General features: G+C 42.4%; 9 protein-coding genes and 1 pseudogene. 1 reads left to right on the top strand and 9 read right to left on the bottom strand.

Features of this window, described 5'->3' with window-relative positions:
* Positions 1 to 5: 5 nt before the first annotated feature.
* The 8 genes and pseudogenes from NML76_RS10220 to NML76_RS10255 form a co-directional block, all read right to left on the bottom strand.
* Positions 6 to 6119 carry an accessory Sec-dependent serine-rich glycoprotein adhesin gene (locus tag NML76_RS10220; protein WP_302851180.1) on the bottom strand — a complete coding sequence of 2038 codons (6114 nt, stop codon included), beginning with the start codon at positions 6117 to 6119 and terminating at the stop codon, positions 6 to 8.
* 236 nt (positions 6120 to 6355) lie between these two features.
* Entirely contained in the window at positions 6356 to 7813 is a 1458-nt protein-coding gene (gltX, locus tag NML76_RS03625) for a glutamate--tRNA ligase (RefSeq protein ID WP_045759959.1), read from the bottom strand.
* A 386-nt stretch (positions 7814 to 8199) separates the two neighbouring features.
* On the bottom strand, positions 8200 to 8982 hold the full coding sequence (locus NML76_RS03620) for an alpha/beta hydrolase family protein (protein ID WP_045759960.1): 783 nt from the start codon (positions 8980 to 8982) through the stop codon (positions 8200 to 8202).
* A gap of 70 nt (positions 8983 to 9052) precedes the next feature.
* Entirely contained in the window at positions 9053 to 10714 is a 1662-nt protein-coding gene (locus NML76_RS03615) for a ribonuclease J (protein WP_003008950.1), read from the bottom strand.
* 203 nt (positions 10715 to 10917) lie between these two features.
* Complete coding sequence (locus tag NML76_RS03610; protein ID WP_045759961.1) at positions 10918 to 11460, bottom strand: hypothetical protein; 543 nt, start codon at positions 11458 to 11460, stop codon at positions 10918 to 10920.
* A 791-nt stretch (positions 11461 to 12251) separates the two neighbouring features.
* The gene (locus tag NML76_RS03605; protein WP_021154011.1) at positions 12252 to 13016 is read right to left on the bottom strand and encodes an ABC transporter ATP-binding protein; all 765 of its coding nucleotides are present in this window, start codon (positions 13014 to 13016) and stop codon (positions 12252 to 12254) included.
* Positions 13013 to 13879, bottom strand: coding sequence for an ABC transporter permease (locus NML76_RS03600; protein WP_003008955.1), 867 nt, complete (start codon positions 13877 to 13879; stop codon positions 13013 to 13015). Before NML76_RS03600 ends, NML76_RS03605 begins: the two co-directional genes overlap by 4 nt.
* 162 nt (positions 13880 to 14041) lie before the next feature.
* Positions 14042 to 14116: pseudogene (locus tag NML76_RS10255) on the bottom strand (LPXTG cell wall anchor domain-containing protein); the annotation flags it as partial.
* A 458-nt stretch (positions 14117 to 14574) separates the two neighbouring features.
* Here NML76_RS10255 and NML76_RS03595 point away from each other — a divergent pair.
* A complete protein-coding gene (locus tag NML76_RS03595; protein WP_254732720.1) occupies positions 14575 to 18462 on the top strand; it encodes a glycoside hydrolase family 66 protein in 3888 nt (1295 codons plus the stop codon).
* A 435-nt stretch (positions 18463 to 18897) separates the two neighbouring features.
* On the opposite strand, the gene NML76_RS03590 is transcribed toward NML76_RS03595, so the two are convergent.
* The coding region (locus tag NML76_RS03590; RefSeq protein ID WP_254732718.1) for an SspB-related isopeptide-forming adhesin at positions 18898 to 22101 on the bottom strand (3204 nt) is incomplete at its 5' end.

Raw genomic sequence — 22101 nt, 5'->3', positions numbered from 1 at the left:
GAAGATTATTTTTCATCTTCTTTTTTGCGGTTTCCAAGTGCTACAACCCCTGCAACCCCTGCAACTGCTCCAAGAAGAGCTGAAGCTACAGATCCTGTTTCACCAGTATTTGGAAGTTGTTCAAGAGCTGGAGCTGGTTTAGCTGGTTGCTCAGGAACTGGGTTCACTGGTGTATTAGGTGTTGGATCTACCGGTGTGTTTGGTGTTGGATCCATTGGTTTATTAGGTGTTGGATCTACCGGAGTATTTGGTGTTGGAGTTGGTGGCACCGGAGTATTTGGTGTTGGAGTTGGTGGCACTGGAGTGTTTGGTGTTGGAACGTTTGGAGTCTTCACAAGTTTGTAAACATAAGTAACGTTCTTATCACCTTCGATAACTTTACCAGTTGTTGGGTCAGTTGTTGTCAAGTGACCTTCACCGTCAACGTTACCTACTGGGTAGTTACCTTGTGGTACCAATTCATAGACTTTACCATCTGCAGTTGTGATTGTCTTAGGACGGTTATCCACAACTGTATCGTAGTCTTTACCTACTGGTTGGTCTTTTTCATCCACTACTGAAGTCTTGATCGTGTTACCATTTTCATCTACATAGTGAACGTATACATTACCCTTAGGTTGTACAGGTTCTTCGACAAGTTTGTAGATGTAAGTAACGTCTTTACGTCCTTCAACCACTTTACCAGTTGTTGGGTCTGTTGATTCAAGGTGACCTTGAGTATCTACTTTACCAACTGTGTAGTTTCCGACTGGTACGATTTCGTAAGTTTTACCTTCGAATCTAATGTATTGTGGACGGTTGTCTTCAACAGTGTTGTAGTCTTTACCTACTGGTTGGTCTAACTCATCTGTTACTGATTCTTTAATGGTGTTACCTTCAGTATCTTTGTAGTGTACGTATACGCTACCCTTAGGTTGAGTTGGTTCTTCCTTCACTTCTTTGTAAACGTAAGTGATGATTGAACGTGGTTTATCAACTTTACCTTTAATTGGATCAGATGATTCTAAGTGTCCATCGCCATCAACTTTACCTACTGGGTAGTCACCTTTCGGTACGATCTTGTAAGTCTTACCGTCTGGAGTCTTGATAGTATTAGGTTTTTCACCTTCCTCAGTTGTGTTATATGGTGTGTCATATGGTGAGTTTGGTGTGTCTTGACGAGGTTTTTGAATTTCTTTACCATTTTCGTCTACGTAAGTGATGATGACGTCACCTTCTTTAGGTTTCGTTGGATCTTCTTTCAATTGGTAGACATATGTTACGTTCGTATCTTCTTCAGCAACTTTACCAGTTGTAGCATCATCACCTGTCCAGTGACCTTGATCGTCGACTTTACCTACTGGGTAGTTACCAGCTGGTACCAATTCGTATGTCTTACCTTGGAACTCGATCGTGCTTGGACGGTTGTCTACTACTGTATCGTAGTCCTTATCAACTGGTTGATCTTTTTCGTCAGTTACTGATTCTTTGATCTTGTTACCATTGACGTCAACATAGTGAACGTATACGTTACCCTTCACTTCTTTATAAACGTAAGTGATAGTTGATTTAGGTTTATCAACTTTACCTTTAATTGGATCAGATGATTCAAGGTGTCCGTCACCGTCAACTTTACCTACTGGGTAATCACCTTTTGGTACGATCTTGTATGTCTTACCATCTGGAGTCTTGATTGTGTTAGGTTTTTCACCTTCCTCAGTTGTGTTATATGGAGTATCATATGGTGAGTTTGGTGTATCTTGACGAGGATCTTTAATCACTTTACCTTTTGTATCTACATAAGTGATGATTACTTCACCTTGTTTAGGTGTTTCACTTTCAGAATTTGATGAAGAATTAGATGCTGATTGTGATACAGATGTAGAAAGCGATGTTGAAGCCGATGTGCTCAATGATGCTGATTGGCTTGCAGATACTGATGCTGATGCTGATGCCGATGTGCTCAATGATGCTGATTGGCTAGCAGATACTGATGCTGATTCAGAAGCTGATGTGCTCAATGACGCTGATTGACTAGCAGATACTGATGCTGATGCTGAAGCCGATGTGCTCAATGATGCTGATTGGCTTGCTGATACTGATGCTGACTCAGATGCTGATGCGCTCAATGACGCTGATTGGCTTGCTGAAGTAGATGCTGATGCTGAAGCCGATGTGCTCAATGATGCTGATTGGCTTGCTGATACTGATGCTGACTCAGATGCTGATGCGCTCAATGACGCTGACGCTGACTCAGATGCTGAAACAGATTCAGACGTTGATGTTGAAGCTGATACTGATGCTGACTCAGACGCTGATGTTGATTCAGAAACTGATTGGCTTGTTGAAGCTGATTGTGATTCTGAAATAGATTGCGATGCTGATTCAGATGCAGAAGCTGATTCGCTCAATGATGCTGATTGGCTCGCAGATACTGATGCTGATTCAGAAGCTGATTCGCTCAATGACGCTGATTGGCTCGCAGATACTGATGCTGATTCAGACGCTGATGTGCTCAATGATGCTGATTGGCTCGCAGATACTGATGCTGATTCTGATGCCGATGTGCTCAATGATGCTGATTGACTTGCTGATACAGAAGCTGATGCTGAAGCCGATGTGCTCAATGATGCTGATTGACTTGCTGATACGCTTGCTGATGCTGAAGCCGATGCGCTCAATGATGCTGATTGACTTGCTGATACGCTTGCTGATGCTGAAGCCGATGTGCTCAATGACGCTGATTGACTAGCTGATACAGAAGCTGATTCTTGCGCTGACGTACTCAATGACGATGATTGACTCGCAGACACACTTGCTGATTCAACAGCTGATTGGCTCAATGATGTAGAAGCTGATTCAGACAATGATGTAGAAGCTTGTTCTGATACAGACTGTGAGTTAGATACAACTTCTGATAATGATTGTGAAGCTGATGTTGATGCTGATGCTGAATTTGAACCTGAATCTGATTGTGATTCCACTTTCAACTTATAGATATAAGTAACATTCTTCTCACCTGAAGCCACTTTACCAGTCGTATCATCATCACCTGTCCAGTGACCTTGGCTGTCAACTTGACCTACTGGGTAATTACCAGCTTCTACAAGTTCGTAAGTCTTACCTTCGAACTTAATTTCTTTAGGACGATTATCTACTACAGTATCATAATCCTTCTCAAGTGGTTGATCTTGCTCATCAATAACAGATCCCATGATCGTATTTCCGTTAATATCTTTATAATGAACAAAGACACTTCCAACTTCTTCATAAACGTAAGTAATGGTAGATTTTGGTTTGTCAACTTTACCAGTAATAGGATCTGAAGATTTCAAATGACCATTTTCATCAACACCTCCTACTGGGTAATCACCTTTAGGAACAATTTTATAGGTCTTACCATCAGTTGTCTTGATGATATTTGGTTTTTCACCTTTTTCAGTTGTATCATATGGTGTGTCATATGGTGATTTAGGTGTATCTTGACGAGATTTTTGGATTTCGTTACCTTTCGTATCTACATAAGTGATAACAACTTCACCTTCTTTTGGTGTTTCTTTCACTTTATAGATATAGGTTACATTTTTATCTTGTTTAGCAACTGAACCTGTAATATCATCTGAAGATTTTAGGTGACCATCTGAGTCAACTTCACCAACAGTATATGTACCTGCTGGTACCAACTCGTAAGTTTTACCATTGTACTCAATTGTAGCTGGACGATTATCTTCTACTGTATCATAGTGTTTATTGATAGGTTGTTGATTTTCATCTGTTACTGAAGCTTTAATAGTTGTTCCTTCAGTATCTTTATAGTGAACGTAAACATTCCCTTTTTCGTCTGTCTTCTTGTAGTAGTGTACTGTATCACCAGATGGTTTTTCATTAGCAGCTGGAATTGAGAATTGGTTACCAAATCCACCTGTTGTCTTCACTGGATTACCTGATGAATCAGTCTTAATTGTCTTACCATCAGCTAACAAGGCATACTTCGTACGACCACCGATAACGTTTTGTGTATTACCACCAGTTGCTGAGTTTGCAGTTCCTTTCGGTTCATCCGTAAACATGTAATCTGCTTCGTTATAATGACCTTTTGCATACCAACCTGTAATGTAAACAAGACCTTCATCTGGCTTATCAGGATTATGCCATGGAGAAACAGACAATTGGTAATCACCATTCTTACTATTTACAAGTACTTTATCTGTTTCCATATTTGTTGCAGAAGGAATATACTTCTCACCTGCTTTAATCACTGGAGTAGTGTAAACAAGGGTGTAACCATTAGTATCTGTATTGTTAGCCATAGTTGACTCATTGAATGTAGATACAGCTGATGGATCCAATACATAGATCTTAGTTACTGTTGAACCATCGTTAGCTACTACTTCACGAATACGTTTAACGTAATAATGAGCACGAGTTCCCTTTAACTCAGCGTACTTAGTACCTACAGAGTTCCCAAGTTCACCAGATGTAGTTGATGAATCAGCTTGTTGGTACAAAACATAACCTTCAAATGAACGTGGGTTTGAAGCTGTATAGTTTTGACCTTGGATACCTGTCTGTGTATATGAAGCAAGTTCTGTTTCATTACCAGTTGGTTTATAGCTTTGAGTTGTTGTATCTGCTGAAGAGCGTGACGCATCATAAGTTGATGAGGTTGTATCAACTACTTTATAGTGAGTTGTTTGATTCATCTTAGTTGATGGTACACCGATTTGTACGTTTGGTTTAGTCTCACCTTGGTTGGCAGGTGTCAAGTAGTCGTATACTTGTTCTGTAGTATTAGCGAATGCAACATCTTCATTCTTTTTGATAATCACATCAACACTTGCAGAACCACCATCGGTTGAAGCATTGTATACAAAATATGGGTAGTATGTATTAGATGAAAGATTACCAAGGTTTACTTCTTTACCAGAGTTAGCTGAAGTCAATGTTGTATTTGCAACTTCGCTTCCTGTATTCTTGTCTACCAAACGAACATAAACATCAGGATTGTTTGTGCTTGTTGTCTTATCAACTGACAAAGTTACATAGTAATTTGTGTTATAAGCTTGGTTGTAAGATTTAAGGTTCCAAACACCGAATGTCAAACGATCTGAGGCTGGGTCAGCTGAGTAACCTGAAGGAATTGTAGTCGCTTTATCAGTAAGTGTCGCTCCATTGGCATCGTCCATTCCTGGAGTTGCGTCAACACCTGCTGCAAGCGTGTTAGAAGTAGAGATAGCATCCAACTGTGCTGAAATTGCTGGAGCGCCGTTTACTGTTGTGTTTCCAGTAAATCCTGCTGCAGTCAAGGTTGCCATCATGTCATCTACTGACTTGCTCAAACGTTCGCGTTGGTCTGCGTATGATTGAGCTGAAGCATTAGCGTTGATCAAGCTGTTGCTTGCTGTCAATTCTGTTTGAACTTTAGCGATAGCAGCTTCAAGTGCTGCTTTCTTTTCTGGAGCTGAAACAGTTGCTGAGTAGTCTCCTGCAATCTTGTTCAACAATGCTGCTTCTGAAGTGTTTTGTTCCAAAACAACTTTATCATCAGCTTTCGCTACTGTTGTAGTGCTTTCTACACTTGCTTCAGAGCCAGCTGCTACAGTTGATTCGCTTGAAGCTGCTGAAAGTTCTGCTGAACCTTGTTCGCTCAATGAAGCTGAGTGAGATACAGATACGCTTGTAGAGGTTGAAGCACTTGCAGATGCAGAAGCGCTAGCTGATTCTGTTGTTGACTCAGTTGTTGATTCTGTTGTTGATTCAGACTGAGATTCTGTTGTTGAAGTTGTACCAAGTACTGTACTTCCTTGTTCTACAAGAGCTTCACTTGAAAGCTCAGATGCAGTTGCAACATCTGATCCAATTTCATCAGCTTTAGCAGTGTTTGCTACTGTAGCTGCACCAAAAACAGCCCCAGCTGCTACAATCCCTTTGAGCAAGCCACGGCTTGTCATTTCTTTCACTGATACTGCGTCTTCACGCACTTCAGCTACAACAGTCTCTTCGACTTGACCGCGAATGACTTTCAAAAGACCAAAGTTAGAAGTCGCAGCACGCAACCAGTTTTTACCTGATTTGATCAATTTGAAACGAGTCACACGATCTGTTTCACGGAATTCACCGTTCGAACGTTTAAAAAACATTTCTGTCTCCTTATTACTTTTTTTATTTCCCTAACATTATAGACTAATCTGTCGATTTTTGGAAGCAATTATCCTTAATTATTGCTATTTTTTTATAATTTTTGTTTTAGATAGTAATAAAATCGTTTTCAGTAGGATCAATTTGTCAAACCGGGGCAATTTTTTGAAAAATCCTATAATACTTTTACTTTAGAGGTAAAACAAAAAGCCCCATTTAATAGGGACTTTTCTGATAATTATCTGATTTTTTCCAACATGTTTTCAATGTGTTGGATGGATTTTTTGCGTCCAAGCAAGTAGATGGTATCTGGCAATTCAGGACCATGCATTTCACCTGAAACGGCGATACGGATTGGCATAAAGAGATTCTTCCCTTTGATCCCAGTTTCTTTTTGAACCGCTTTGATTTGTGGGAAAATATTTTCTGCCACAAACTCATCGTCTGACATGGCTTCCAATTTCGCTTTGAAGGCTTCAAGTACAGTCGGCACGGTTTCACCAGCCATGACTTCTTTCTCAGCTTCTGTCAATTCTGGGAAGTCTGAGAAGAAGAGGTCTGTCAATGGAACAATTTCGTCCACTGACTTCATTTGTGGTTTGTAAAGTTCCACCAATTTCTCAGCCTTGTCTGTCAAACGTCCTGCCTCTTCGAGGAATGGTTTGGCCATTTCAAAGATAGTCGCAAGATCTGCATTCTTGATATATTCATTGCTCATCCAGTCCATTTTCTTTTGGTCGAAGGCCGCTGGAGACTTGCTGAGGCGGTTTTCATCAAAGAGCTGGATAAGTTCTTCGCGAGAGAAGATTTCGTCTTCCCCACCAGGGTTCCAACCAAGAAGAGCGATGAAGTTAAAGACTGCTTCTGGAAGGTAGCCCTTCTTACGGTAATCTTCGATAAATTGAAGGGTATTCGTATCACGTTTAGACAATTTCTTACCAGTTTCAGAATTGATGATAAGTGTCATGTGACCGAATTCTGGTGCTTCCCAACCAAGGGCTTCATAGACCATGAGCTGTTTTGGGGTGTTAGCAATGTGGTCGTCTCCACGGATCACGTGAGAGATTTGCATGTCGTGGTCATCGATGACAACAGCAAAGTTGTAAGTTGGGTAGCCATCTTTCTTCTGGATGACCCAGTCACCACCGATATTGCCACCTTCAAACTCGATATCGCCTTTGACCATATCATGCCACTTGTAGATACCAGACTCATTCACTGCCAAACGAACTGTTGGAATCACACCCGCTGCTTCACGTTCTGCGATATAAGCTGCTTTTTCTTCTTCGCTCATGCCAAGGTATTCGTTGATGTAGCGAGGTGTTTCACCTGCAGTTTCTTGGCGTTCACGTTCAGCCGCTAACTCTTCTTCAGTGACGTAAGATTTGTAGGCTTTTCCTTCGGCCAAGAGTTGGTCAATGTATTTTTGATAGAGTTCCAAACGTTCAGACTGGCGGTAGTTTTCATGCGTCTCTGGGCTTTCATCCCAGTCCATGCCCAACCAACGAAGGTTTTCAAGCTGTGAACGTTCGCCGTCTTCGACGTGACGTTTGCGGTCTGTATCCTCGATACGGATGATAAAGGTTCCACCATGGTGACGCGCATACAAGTAGTTAAACAATGCTGTACGAGCATTTCCGATGTGTAGTAGCCCTGTTGGACTTGGTGCATAACGCACACGAATATCTTTTGCCATATTTCTCTCCTCTTATCTTGTTCGCTATTTCTAGCTCATTTTTCAATCGTTCCTATTATACCACAAAGAAAGCAGGACTGAAATGAATAAGTGACCTTTCTAGCCTTTCTTGCTATATATATGAAAAAAGCCAGAACAAATGCTCTGACTGATATCTAATCTATTGGTATCTTATTAAACGAACACGGGCTGCGGATTGTGTCAAAAAACGCAAGCTGAATAGCAATTAATTCAAGACACAGTAGCTGATTGGATTCTTCTGTCGCTTTCTAAGCTCAGAAGAATACCTAATCAGCCTTGTGGGGGTAGGACGACGAAGCGTTTATAAATGATATCGCTTCTGTCCTACTCCCTATTTTGACTGTATCCGCTACGCCCTTTGTATCTTATTTTAACCGTTCTTCCAATTCAAAGTCGATTGGTAGGGTTTGTAAAAAGTGCTCCAACTCACGTTCCCAGTAGAACCATTCGTGCTTACCTGGGCTGTGGGTATAGGTGACATCCAAACCTAACTTTTCTAGTTCCTTGACTTCAAAATTATTGGCCTCATAAAGGAAATCCTGCTCCCCACACCAGATCCAGAGTTTGGTCTTCTTATCTGAAAACTTCTTGGCAGCAGTCTCTAGCGAGTAGGGACTGGTCGTCCAATCCTCAATCTCTCCAAAGATCCCCTTCCAAAAAGCTGGTTGTTCCAAGTCATTGTTTTCAAAATCCCGATCGTGGAAACTCAGAGCACCGGAAAAACTAGCCGCATGGGAGAAACGATTTGTCTTGAGAGCCAAGAGCATTGATCCATAGCCGCCCATGGATAGGCCAGCAATAAAGGTCTTCTCCCGTTTCTTGGTCATATTAGGGAAGAAGCGAGAAAGAGTCGCTGGCAATTCCTCCGCAATGGCCGTGTAGTAGTTGTAGCCATACTGGGTATCTGTGTAAAAGCCATTATTGGTATTAGGCAGGACCACGATCAGATTGGTATTTCGCAAAATGCGCTCCACATTAGTCCGCTTCAACCAAGAGTGGTGGTTGCCATTCATCCCGTGCAAGAGATAAAGGACCGGAATATCCGTATCCGCTGGATCTTCCACGCGCGATGCATCGGGATAAAGGACGGACACGCCCCACTCCATCTTCAAGGCTTCTGAATAATACTCAATCTGCATAACTGCCATTTGATTTCCTCTTTCTACTGTTAAAAACACTCGGCAAGCCTTCGGCCGCCAAGCGTTTCCATTTCTTCTATTATTTTACTTCCATCACGACTGGTAGGATGGCTGGACGGCGTTTGGTTTGTTCAAATAAGAACTTAGACAAGTTGTCGCGTACCAAACCTTTTAACTCACCCCAGTCAAAGCTGTCTTGCGCCAAATAGTCTTCAACGCTTTGGTTGACCAATTCGCAACTTTCACGAAGAATATCCCGACTCTTCTTGACATAGACAAAACCACGGGTGTGCACGCGCGCTTTGGAAATAATCTTCTTCTCTTTGCGATTCACGGTGAGCGCCACGATAAAGATCCCGTCTTCTGACAAGACCTTGCGGTCACGAAGGACGATATTGCCCACATCACCAATGGCATTCCCATCGATCATGACATCTCCAGCTGAGACGCTACCGGCAGGGACGAAGTCCCCCTTTTCGTACTCCATCACAGTGCCGCGTTTTGGAATAAAGATATTTTCAGGCAAGATACCGACTTCCATCGCTACTCGTGCATGGGCATCCAATTCGCGGTATTCCCCTTGGATCGGGAAGAGGTATTTAGGACGAAGAAGGTTGATCATCAACTGCAAGTCCCGTGCGTTTCCGTGACCAGACACGCGCAAGCTTGACGTGATCAATTTGACAATGCCACCTGCTTGGTAGATCATGTTTTCCACACGAGCCACCACAGCTTCTTTAGCAATAGATGGTGTTGTGACAACGTAGACCAAGTCCCCATCTTTGATTTCCACATAACGGTGACGGCCAATAGACATCTTGCGCAAACCGTTGATCGGCTCACCCATCCGGCCTGTTTCCAAAATGATCAATTCATGATCTTCAAAACGGCTCATTTCTTTTGGCTTGATCAAGAGTTTTTCGTTGGCAAGAGACAATTTGTTCAAGCGAATAGCTGTGCGGACGATGTTTTCCACATCAAACCCTGTCAAGACCACTCGACGGCCAGTCTCAGCCGCAGCATCAAAGACCTGCTGGATCCGAGAAAGGTTGCTGGCTACCGCAGCTACGATGACACGACCATCCCAGTCTGCAATCGTATCTAAGATGGCATCGCCTACTTCTTGCTCACTGGCAACTTGAATATTACTATCCGCATTGGCCGAATCACTCAAGAGAGCGAGCACGCCTTCGCGTCCAATCTCAGCTAGACGAGCAAAGTCTGTCGCGTATGACTCGCTGGCAGTTTGGTCAAATTTAAAGTCTCCTGTGTAGACGATATTGCCCTCAGGAGTGCCAATCACAATCCCGATACTTTCAGGGATGGAGTGGGTTGTTTGAAAGAAAGACACGACGGCATCGCCAAAATCAATCTCAGAATTTTGATCAATAACATGGAAGTCGTTGAATTTCTTCACACTGTCATTGCTTTTCACAAAGAGTTTAGCCAACTCAATGGTCAATTCTGTCCCGAATACAGGGACTTTCGCTTCCGCCAAAAGATAAGGCAAGGCCCCAATGGCATCCGCATGACCGTGGGTCAAGAAAACACCCGCAATGCGGTCCTTGTTTTCAAATAGATAATCCATGTTGGGGATAACGACATCCACCCCAAGTTGCTCATTTTCTGGATACTTCAAACCTGCATCCAAGACAAAAATCGAATCGTTCACTTCGGCAACGTAGAGATTTTTCCCATTTTCTCGAACACCGCCAAGAGTGACTAATTTAATACTACTCACTGTTGTCTCCTTTAGTGTGATTATTTTAATACTTACGGTCCTTGGTTGCCCAAGTCGAATTACAGCTTTGCAAATACTTGCATATCCACTCTATTATACAATTTTTTTCTCTTTTTTTCAAAAAGCTTTCCACAGCAAAAAAGTCCTCTCATCTGAAGTAGATGAGAGGGCTTCTAGGCGCCTATTTTTAGGGGGAAAAGACCCTAAAGATGGTAATCTCCCCGTTTATTTTCAATGATCCGCATAGCTGCCTTGATCACATGAAACTTGCCTAACAATTCCTCTAGGCGCTTACTATTTCGCTCGCTCAATTGGCCGTTCTTGACCGCTTGGGACAGGCGATAAAAGTCATCCAAGTCCTCCCCAATGTTTTCAAACAGCTCTTTGGCTTCCTTGAGTCGGTAGCGATTGACTAGGTGGTTCACATCTTTTTTGAAGGAAGCGACATTGTTTTCGTGAATGTTCGTATAAGCTTCCTCTTCATCCTTAGATTCTTGGTAATTAACCGCCTTAAAACAGGTGATAAACTCCCGACTTTTGATATTGCAGACAAAGATGACGCCATCACTGGCTACATAGGCTTCTGTGTTGGCGGGTTGAACCACATTACTATCATAAGGAGAGAGGGAGGAGAGGTGTTGGTTGATCCACTTATTCAAGTGCTGATCATCTACGCCAAAGCGCTCAAAAGCTCTTTGCCGAAAATGGTCACGACAACTATATTCTTGCGCATACGACAATCCCATACTCTCACCTCCTCCTGAGTATTTTATAAAAATGGCCTCCAGTCTTACGGGACTAGAGGCCTGGTCTGCTTCACTGACTTGGTGCAATTAACCTTTTGGCTAACAAAACAATGTTTATGATGTTGATTTCATTTAATAGTATTTGTGTAAAATACCAGAGGTTTTCTTTGCTATCCCAAATCCAAATGATTAGTTTTCGACTGGACGCATTGAAGTTTGAAAACCTTTATAAAAAGCTTCTACCTACTATTTCCACGTTTTCTTATGTCTCCGGACAAACTAAGCAGGCTTGCCCGACCGTCCAACCGATCCGACACACACGACATAACTGCTCTTTTACGATAAGAGCATGAACAGCTATCAGCAAAACAGGCCTAAAACGAAGTAACCTAAATTTCAACTCGATAAGGCATTGGTATCAATCCCTTCTTCATCTTTCTAACTATATTATACTCACCTACCTGAGTAATTGCAAGCGATTTCAGCTGAAACTAGTTCCTATTTTTATGTGGTTTTCTTCTGATCTCTTTCTAAGCTTTTTTGTTGTATAAGGCAGTCATTGAAGGGACGACGTATATTTATAAACAGTAACTTGTGTTTTAGAAAGAGAAAAAGCTAGAGAACAAGCTCTCTAGCTTAGCATGTAGACAAGGCACAGTAGCTGATTGAACTCTTCTCTCGCTTGATCAGTTCGGAAGAATCCTAATCAGTCTTGTGGGGGTAAGCGCCATAAACGATATCGCTTCTGTCCTACTCCCTATTTTCACTTTGCATTTTACGGGCTTTGTATCTTATTCTTTCTCAAATAATTCATAGTAGTCTGCGATGGCCATTTGGGCTTTTTCTTCTTGATTGAGATCTTGGACGATATGTCCATCTTTCATCACAATCAAGCGATTGCCATATTTCAAAGCATCTTCCATATGGTGGGTGATCATAAGGGCAGTGAGAGCATCTTGTTTCACAAACTCATCCGTCAAGGTCATCAGAGCCTGGCTGGTTTTCGGATCCAAGGCTGCAGTGTGTTCATCTAATAGCAAAAGTTCTGGACGTTTTAGTGTCGCCATCAACAAGCTCAAAGCTTGACGTTGCCCCCCTGATAGAAACTCAACTGCTGTATCGATATGATTTTCCAAGCCATTGCCGATCTTAGCAAGAACTGTTTGAAACTCTTCTTTATAGCTTGCCAAGTGACGCGGAATCAAACCACGTTTTTCTCCACGAAACTTCGCTACCAAGAGATTTTCTGCCACTGTCATACGAGGCGCTGTTCCCATTTTAGGATCTTGGAAGACACGAGATAGGTACTTAGCTCTCTTCTCAGGAGAGTAGTTGGTCACATCTTCCCCTAGAATATAGATCTTCCCGCTACTAACTGGAAGTGTCCCAGCAATGGTATTAAAGAGGGTTGATTTTCCAGCTCCATTGCCCCCTAAAATCGTGATAAAATCATGCTCTCGAATTTCCAAGGAGACATCATCCAGAATGACTTTTTCTTCATTCATCCCATTGCTTACAGCTTTGGTTACATTTTTTAATTCTACAATTGCTGTCATTTACTGAGTTTCGCTCCTTTCATGATTTTTCCCTTAAAGGTTGGAATCATCAGACAGATAGCCAAGATCAAGGCACTGAAGATTCGGATATAGCTGGTATTGATGCCAAGCGCAATCACGGCCCAAATCAAAAATTGGTAGGCGATTGAACCGATTGCAATACTGAGCAAGCGCTCTGTCAAGGTGACATTTGAAAAGAGAACCTCTCCAATAATGAGGCTGGCAAGCCCGATAACGATGACACCAATCCCACGTGAAGCGTCCGCATAGCCTTCTTGTTGGGCCATCAGTGCACCAGAAAGAGCAATAATCCCATTTGAAATGACCAAGCCCATCAATTCCATCCGGTCAGTGTTGATCCCAAAACTTTTGGCCATGTCTGGATTGTCCCCTGTCGCAATATAGGCTTGACCCAAGCGTGTATCCAAGAAGAAGATCAAACCAAGGATCACAAGCGTTACGAAAATCAAGCCAATCAGAATCTCATTGAACCCACTGGCAAAAGGAAGAAATTCCTGAATTTTTTTATAGCCCAAAAGTCCCAGATTAGCCCGCTGCATGACAAAGAGAATGACCGAGTTACAAGATGTCATCACGAGGATCCCTGACAAGAGTGTCGGGATTCTTCCTTTTGTGTAGAGAAGACCCGTCGCAAGTCCCGCTAAGCATCCTGCTCCAATAGCAGCCAGCGTCGCAAGGAGTGGATTGACCCCTTTGGTAATCAAGGTTACCGCCACCGCTCCTCCAAGCGGGAAGGACCCTTCTGTCGTCATATCTGGAAAATCTAGAATTCGGAACGTCATAAAGATTCCTAACCCTAAAATGGCCCAAATCAAACCTTGTGAAACAATTGAATTAATCATAGTTTCTCCCTTCGATAATAGTAGTTTAATTGTATCACAAATATGGAGGAGAACCTATAGGAAATTGTCATCAATTCCCTTTTCATGCTTTATAAAAAAACCAAAAGGTTGTGCCTTCTGGTTTTTAATCGTGAGATTTTTTTTAAGGATTAAAAGAAAATCTTAGTCTTCTTTTTTCTTTCGAGTAAGACCAAAGCCTGTTGCGATCACACCAAGTAAGCCAAGGCTCGTAAGAGCTGTTGCTGATTCCCTTTAGTAATAAGGTTTGTACAAGCATTTCTCCTCTATTTACTTTTATCACTAATTTGTACCTTTTTTTAAATGCGAGGAAATTTTGTGTCAAACGTTTTCCGTTTGTTCATTTTTCTGAATCAAAAACCTTTATTTAGTGCGGTTTTCTAATAATTTCATGAAAGTTTACATGCTAGCTTTCATTCTTAAATTGACACTATCTAGTGAAATGTCGTATACTTATTGGCATCGATAGAGAGTGGGACAGAAATCGGTAATTCGTTAGAATTCGATTTCGTCGTCCCACCTCCGCACAGTTGAGTAGGGCTGTAAAAGCTGATGAAATCAGCGTAGTAGAGCCCACTCAACCACTGCGTCTTGCTCGACAATCCAAAAATAATTAAGAGGCTAGGACTTTTGTCCCAGCCTCAGCAAACTATACAAACAGTATGTGGGAGAAAAAAATGAATCAACAAAAAAATAGTGTCTCTGAAAAAGGGCACGGCTATTTCCGCAAACGCAACAAGGCATTGGTCTCTATGATTACCCTTTTTGGAGCCTTGATGGTAAGCTCTGTTGCCATGGCTGACGAGGTCAACAGCAATCCGACTTCTGAGATTTCAGCAACCGCTCAACCAGTAGCAACCAACACCAGTGCTCCTACCACTACTAGTGAGGAAGTTGCTACGACGGAAGCAACTTCTTCTCCATCGGAATCAACAGCAACTGTAACTGCCACTCAACCGGTCAGTGCAACTCCAGCAACTACTTATAATACTCCAAAAATCACCAACGACGTCACCTTTGATAAAGCGACTTATAAAAGTGGGGAAGACGTCCGCATCTCTATCAACAACCCTGAAGTGGTTTCATCTGATGTCACTGTCTCTCATTTAGATCAGGTCATTTATGAAAAGAAAAACGTTGAAGGTGGCGAACTGACAATTCCAAGTACTGTCTTTTCACCTAATGCTGGATTTATCGTTGATGTCCTTGGTAAGAAAGCAGATGGCTCCCAAGCCTTTCATAAAGCAGCGGGTCTTGCTGTTGAAGATGACTGGACGATCTACCCACGTTATGGGGTGGTTGCCGGCTCTAAAGACAATCACAACTCCATCACCAATGATCAGGTAGAAGGCTACAAGAACAGTATTGACCAATTGGCCAATATGCACATCAATAACTATTTCTTCTACGATGTCTACAATACACCTGCCAACCCATTCCCAGCAAATGTTGAACGTTTCACTCAAGACTGGGCGACTTTCTTAATTCCAAATAGCGAAACAGATCCTGACAAGCGCAAGTCTTACTTACCTGTCATCGATACAGAAGCAGTCAAAGAGCTGGTGGCTCATGTCCATACAACTGGTGCCAAAGCCATGCTCTATAACATGATTTACGCAGTTTCCCTCGAAGAAGGGGTTCCAAATGAAGTGAAAAGCGCCGTTGTTCGCAATCTAGAAGACCATTTTAACTTTGGTAAAAAGGGGGATGTCACAGCGACCGATATCCAACAATTTCTCGATCCAGGCGATCCAAATTGGCAAAAATTTATCATTGAAGTCATGACCAAAGCCATGAAAGAAGGCAATTTTGATGGATGGCAAGGGGATACCATGGGCTCTAACTGGGTGGAAAAAGTCAGTGAACCCGGAAAAGGTTTCTCTTTGAGCGAACACTATCCAGAACTAGCCACAGCTGCAACAGAGGCCCTCAAAAAAGAAGGCTATGACTTCATGATCAACGATATCTCTACTGGAGATGCTGATCGACTAGGAAAGACCAATGTCTCTGCACCTTATGCGGAAGTTTGGGGAGATAGCATTGCCTATGACTCTACCTACCAAGCCTTGACGCGTCTCACCGAACGGATGCGTGATTTATACAAGGGGAAATCTCCTATCATCGCAGCCTATACCCATCGTGGTAAAAATGCATCAACCCTCAGCAAAGACAACGAATTGCTGACAGATGCCATCATCGCAGCGAGCGGTGGTTACCATATGACGACTGCAGCCCTCAATACTTCTCAAGATGCTAAAGGTTTTGGGGTGATCCAAGCAGAATGGTATCTCAATCAAAACCTACCAGTCAATGCCGACTTTGCCAATGCAGAATTCAACTACCAAGAATTCATCGTTGCTTATCAAGAACTTCTCCGTGGGCGCGACACCTTGGCGCATGATACTCGTCGAATTGTAGACAATACAAATGTACTGGTAAACGGCAACTTCATCGGATCCAACCTGGATAATGCTGACGGGGTTCAACCTGGAACCGTTTATACCATTACAAAAGAAACCAAGACGGGTGATCGGATTGCTCACTTGATCAATTTGGTCGGCATCACTGAAAACAAATGGAACAGCTCTGTGAATACAACCGAAAAATTGACCAATATTCAAGCTTTTGTTCCACTCGGAAAAATCACAAAAGACCAGGCTGAACACGCCAGCATTTACTGGGCAACACCTGATGCTGTTGAAGGAAAATACAACATCAAGCTTCGGGAAACAAGCGCAAATGTTTATTATGACGGAGGGGCTGGCCAATGGATGGCTGCTATCGATGTTCCTAGTCTAGATGTATGGGATATGCTCTACGTCAGACTCAATGAAGCCGCTCATGTTCTTTATCAAGACGAAAACGGAGTTGAGCTCGAACGTTCCAGTGACTTGGTTGGTCATACAGGTGAAAAGATCAACTACTCTACAAAAGAAACCATTGCCAACTATTTGAAGAAAGGCTATGAACTAGTAGAGAATGGCTTCGATGCAGACGGACAACCAAACTTTGACCGCGATGCTACCAACACCAATGAAGATGGCGTTCAAGAGTTTATTGTCCGCTTGGCACCAAAAATTGTGGAATTTTCTGCAACACAGCCCATCCAAGCAGGTCAAGTTGTTCCAGGAGATAGCGAGGGGCGTGTCTATCCAACTCCTCTAGCTCCAGCTGGTCAAACAACGGCTGATCTGGATCATTTATCTGAAACAGTGACACGTACAGTGACCTATGTGACAGAGGACCAGGATGGATCTAACCGCCAGCCTGCAGGAATAGCTGATCAAACTGACAGCCTTCATTTCACTCGCAAAGGTACCATCAATTTGGTGACAGGCGAGACGCAGCTTGAAGACTGGACAGCTCAAGACGGCACAAGCTTTGCAGCTCTTGAAAATCCCGTCAAAAAAGGCTATGTTGTCGTAGCAGAAGAATCGACTGATGTCGCCTCTTCTGATCTGACAAAAGCAGGAGAACATACTGGCATTCATGCTGATGCAGCAGATATCACAGATACGGTCATCTATCGCCCAGTCGGGGCTTATAGGATCAGCTATGCTACTGGTAAAGAACCAGCTCATGCTCAAAAAGAGATCACTTATCTAAACGATCCCACAAATCCAACCGCCATCGCATCTCCTACTACCATCCTTCCTTACGTGGAAGGGTTAGAGCCAAAAGATGCTCGTGGACAAGTCTTAAACCTTATGGATCCACTTGACGAAACCAAAGGCTATCTTCTTCCAAGCCCTGAGTCTCCAACAGCTGATACCGCTATTTCCTATGCTATCGCCAAAGGATCGGTCAGAGTACGATTCCTCACTGAGGGAGGCGACACTGATCTGCAAGAGGCGCAAGACCTTGCTACAGAGGTAGATTTCGGCACCAAGTACACCAGTGAGGCCCCAACAGAAATCACAAAAGATGGTCGTATCTACCATCTAGTTGGACACCGTGCTGATTCTGCTGATCCAAGTGGCACAGTCACTAAGGGAATGAAAACTGTCATCTATGATTACAAGTTAGCTACAGGAACGGTCATCGCGCGATTTGTCATCCAAGATACTAACACTGAATTGCAACCAGAGCTTGCTGTTGCAACAAATGTGGACAATGGAACCCATTACGTCGCTAGCGCACCAGATGAAATCTCCTACGACGGCCACATCTATGAACGGATCGGTGCAACTGAACAAACTGGGAACGTAGAAGTGGGAACAACCATCTTGATCTTTGCCTACAAGGTCAAAGAAATCCCTACTCCACAACCATCCCCAGAAACCGAAAAAGAAGAAACAGTCAGCCCTCTTCCTTCCGTGACAAAAGCAAACACGACTGATGCTCATGAAGAAAAGGGATCAGCACTTCTCTCTAACAAAGAAGAGGAGAAACCTCTTGAAACAACAAGCCAAAAAGAGGAACTCCCTGAAGTTGTTCCTAACACCCCTCAAGAAGGAACTCATCTACCTGCAACAGGTGAAGAAACCTCTCAGCTAGCCCTACTTGGACTTGGCCTCTTAGCAGGTTTGTCCAGTCTTATCCCTTACAAAAAGAAACAAGAGTAGATCCCAAACACAAAGAAACTTCCTATGGAATTCTGTTCCAAGGAAGTTTTTTTATATTTATACAACTCATTCAGAGTCTAGATCCCTTTTATGAGGGTGACTGACGACAATAAGGGTGTGAAGTACTACCACTCCAAACCCTACTGTATCCCAATTCAAAGTGGATTCATTCCCCTTGTTGCCGGCAGTTTGAAAGATCAAATTGCTTTACTAGTATACTGTTTTCTCTACTTCAAGTCAATGGAATTTTACTGAAACTAGTAACCGAATGAAATGAATATATAGAATTTTACTGAAACTTTTTCATCACATTTATGCATGTTTTTCTAAGTTTCCAATACCAAACAAAGAGGCCTTGCTCTTTCGAGCAAAGCCTCTTCCTGTTGGATCTAAAATTGTCACCTCATCAACAAGTTTGTCGATGTCACCTCAATTTTAGTCTTCGCGTTTTTTGCGTTTTGCAAGTCCCGCAAGGCCAACCATACCAAGTGCAGCACCTAACAATGCAGCAGATGCTGATTGTTCTTCACCAGTTTCAGGAAGTGCTGGAGCTGGAGGAGTTGTAGGTGTTGGTGGCGTTGGTGGTGTTGGCGGTGTTGTTGGTGGTGTTGGTGGTGTATTCGGTGGTGTTGTCGGCGGTGTATTCGGTGGTGTTGTTGGTGGTGTATTTGGCGGTGTTGTTGGTGGTGTATTTGGCGGTGTTGTTGGCGGAATAACAGTGTTGTTAAACTCTGTATCTTCTGGCAACTGAGTAATAGCCGTCAATACTTTACCGTCTTTGTTAATCATAATACCCACAGTGGCAACCATCTTATCGTATTCGATGCTAGAATCTGTGCCACGGATTTCTTCTACATGGTAGAGATGAGTTCCTTCTTCACCACGTTTGAATTCAAGATTTGAGAAGGTGATCTTACCAGCCGCATCATTGGTTACGGTTTCGATCACATTTCCTTTTTCGTCCTTCAGAACGAAGCTGAATTCACCAGCCTTCAATGCACGACCTTCCAATTTCTTAGTGAATTGGAATTGAACCTTAACTGGAATGTTGACTACACGTTTTTCAGTTGGTTTTTCTGGTTTTTCTACAGTCTTCTTAGTTGGATCGTATTGGTGTACGATTTGTGAAGCTGTATTTTCAATGTCCACACCATCTTGAGCAGATTGTTTAATTTCTGCAGGAATTTCAAACTTGTAGTAACGTCCAAAGGCCAACTTAGTTGTGTCGATCACTTGTGTATTTTCTGCGTCTCCAAGTGACTTAGTCAAGTCTGCTTTAGATGTTGCAGTAATCACACCGTTTTCAACCTTGATATCAAACTTAGCTGTTACATCTTCTCCTGTTACAGAGTCGTATGCCTTAATATCAGCTCCGTTGACAGTCAAGTTCGCACTATCATATTTATCTGTAACACCAACAGATTGAATATTGTGTGCTTCAGTGAATTTAGTTGTATCCAACCATACTTGGTAGTATACTTTATCACCTTTCTTGAGTGTCTTCGTATTGATGTTTTGAGCTTCGTTGTTGGCAGTACCATCCGCATATGGGTTGGCATTTGTGTCCGCAACTTTATGTTCTAACTCGTTATCATCATCGAGAAGTTTCACACCTGTAAGATCGAATTTAGATTCGTTCAAGATGTATTTCTCTGGATTGAAATCAGGAGTTTCTGGAGGACGAACAGTGTTATTGAATTCTTTATCCGCTGGATCCGTTACCTTAGTAAGGAGAGCTTTCGCAGTTCCATCATGAGAAACTTTAACTGTCACAACTGCTTTCATCGTGTCATAAGTAACGGTTGTATCAGTTCCTTTGACTTCTTCTACAGTGTAGTTGTAAGTTCCTTCTTGACCTTTCTTGAATTCAAGAGCTGAGAACTTAACGTTACCAGATGCATCGTTCTTCACAGTTTCAAGAGTCTTACCATCTTTATCCTTAAGAACGAAGCTGAATTCGTTAGCTTTAAGCTCACGGCCTTCCAAACGTTTCGTGAAGTTGAATTCTACTGAAACAGGGATGTTCACAACACGTTTTTCAGTTGGTTTGTTTGGTTTCTTCACTGTCTTGCTTGTTGGATCGTATTGGTGAACGATTTGAGCTGCAGTGTTTTCAATATCTGCACCACCCTTAACAGTATCTTTCACTGTTGCTGGGATGTCGAACTTGTAGTAACGTCCAAACGCAAACTTAGTTGTGTCGATCACTGGAGTATTTTCTGCGTCTCCAAGTGACTTAGTCAAGTCCGCTTTAGAAGTTGCAGAGATCACACCGTTTTCAACCTTGATATCAAATTTAGCTGTTACATCTTCGCCTGTTACAGAGTCGTAAGCTTTGATGTTTGCAACATTGATGTCAAGCTTGTCTTCTTCGTAGTCATCAGTAACACCAACAGATTGGATGTTGTGCGCTTCAGTGAATTTCGTTGTATCCAACCATACTTGGTAAACAACCTTATCACCACGTTTCACTGTCTTAGTATTGATGTTTGCTGCTTCATTATTGTCAGCCTTATCAGCGTAAGGATTTGCGTTTGTTTCCGCAACCTTGTCTGCCAATTCTTTATCATCATCAAGAAGTGATTTACCAGTAAGGTCGAATTTCTCAGCGTTCAAGATGTATTTCTCTGGGTTGAACTCTGGAGTTTCTGGAGGAGTCACCTTGTTGTTAAATTCTTTATCCGCAATGTCGCCAACTTTCGCGATCAGAACTTTAGCTTTTCCGTCGTGTGAAACTGTGACTGTTACATTCGCTTTCATGGTGTCGTATGTAACGGTTGCGTCAGATCCTTTAACTTCTTCTACTGTGTAGTTGTGTACGCCTTCTTGACCTTTCTTGAACTCAAGTTTAGAGAACTTAACGTTACCATCTTTATCGTTCTTCACAGTTTCAAGAGTCTTACCTTCTGAATCTTTAAGAACGAAGCTGAATTCATTGGCTTTAAGCTCACGACCTTCCATACGTTTAGTAAAGTTGAATTCCACTTCAACTGGCACGCTGTTGACACGTTTTTCAGTTGGTTTTTCAGGTTTTTCAACTTTCTTAGTAGTTGGGTTGTAGTAGTTGACTACTTGAGCAGCAGTGTTTTCGATGTCAACTCCACCTGCAACGTCAGCTTTCACTGTAGCTGGGATATCAAACTTGTAGTAACGTCCGAATTCGAATTTAGTTGTGTCGATCACTTGTGTGTTTTCTGCATCGCCAAGTGACTTAGTGAAGCCATCTTTAAGGGTTGCAGTGATCACACCGTTGTTCACAGTGATATCGAATTTAGCTGTTACATCCGCACCAGTCTTACCATCATAAGCTTTGATTGCTGAACCATCAACATCAACTTTAGCTTCATCGTAGTCATCTGAGATTCCTACTGATTGGATATGGTCTTTGTTGTTTGCATCAAATTTAGTTGTATCCAACCATACTTGGTAAACAAGTTTTTGACCTGGTTTAACTGATTTAGTATTGATATTCGCTTTTTCGTTATTAGATGCATCGTCCGCATATGGGTTCTCATTGGTATCTGCGTACTTGTCTGCCAACTCTTTATCATCATCTAATAATGAAGTTCCAGTCAAATCAAATTCTTTTTCGTTTAGAACATATTTTTCTGGATTGAATTCTGGAGTTTCAGGAGGTGT

Origin of the sequence: Streptococcus sp. CF8_Ac1-9, assembly GCF_024295565.1 — a bacterium.
GTDB classification, from domain to species: Bacteria; Bacillota; Bacilli; order Lactobacillales; family Streptococcaceae; genus Streptococcus; species Streptococcus parasanguinis_X.
Note: the sequence above shows the minus strand (reverse complement) of the source record. Positions and strands in the feature narration are given on the sequence as shown.

Excerpts from the sequence above, each read along its gene's own strand:
- gltX (WP_045759959.1), bottom strand. The coding sequence starts at position 7,813 with ATGGCAAAAGATATTCGTGTGCGTTATGCACCAAGTCCAACAGGGCTA.
- NML76_RS03620 (WP_045759960.1), bottom strand. The coding sequence starts at position 8,982 with ATGGCAGTTATGCAGATTGAGTATTATTCAGAAGCCTTGAAGATGGAG.
- NML76_RS03595 (WP_254732720.1), top strand. The coding sequence starts at position 14,575 with ATGAATCAACAAAAAAATAGTGTCTCTGAAAAAGGGCACGGCTATTTC.
- NML76_RS03605 (WP_021154011.1), bottom strand. The coding sequence starts at position 13,016 with ATGACAGCAATTGTAGAATTAAAAAATGTAACCAAAGCTGTAAGCAAT.
- NML76_RS10220 (WP_302851180.1), bottom strand. The coding sequence starts at position 6,119 with ATGTTTTTTAAACGTTCGAACGGTGAATTCCGTGAAACAGATCGTGTG.
- NML76_RS03610 (WP_045759961.1), bottom strand. The coding sequence starts at position 11,460 with ATGGGATTGTCGTATGCGCAAGAATATAGTTGTCGTGACCATTTTCGG.
- NML76_RS03600 (WP_003008955.1), bottom strand. The coding sequence starts at position 13,879 with ATGATTAATTCAATTGTTTCACAAGGTTTGATTTGGGCCATTTTAGGG.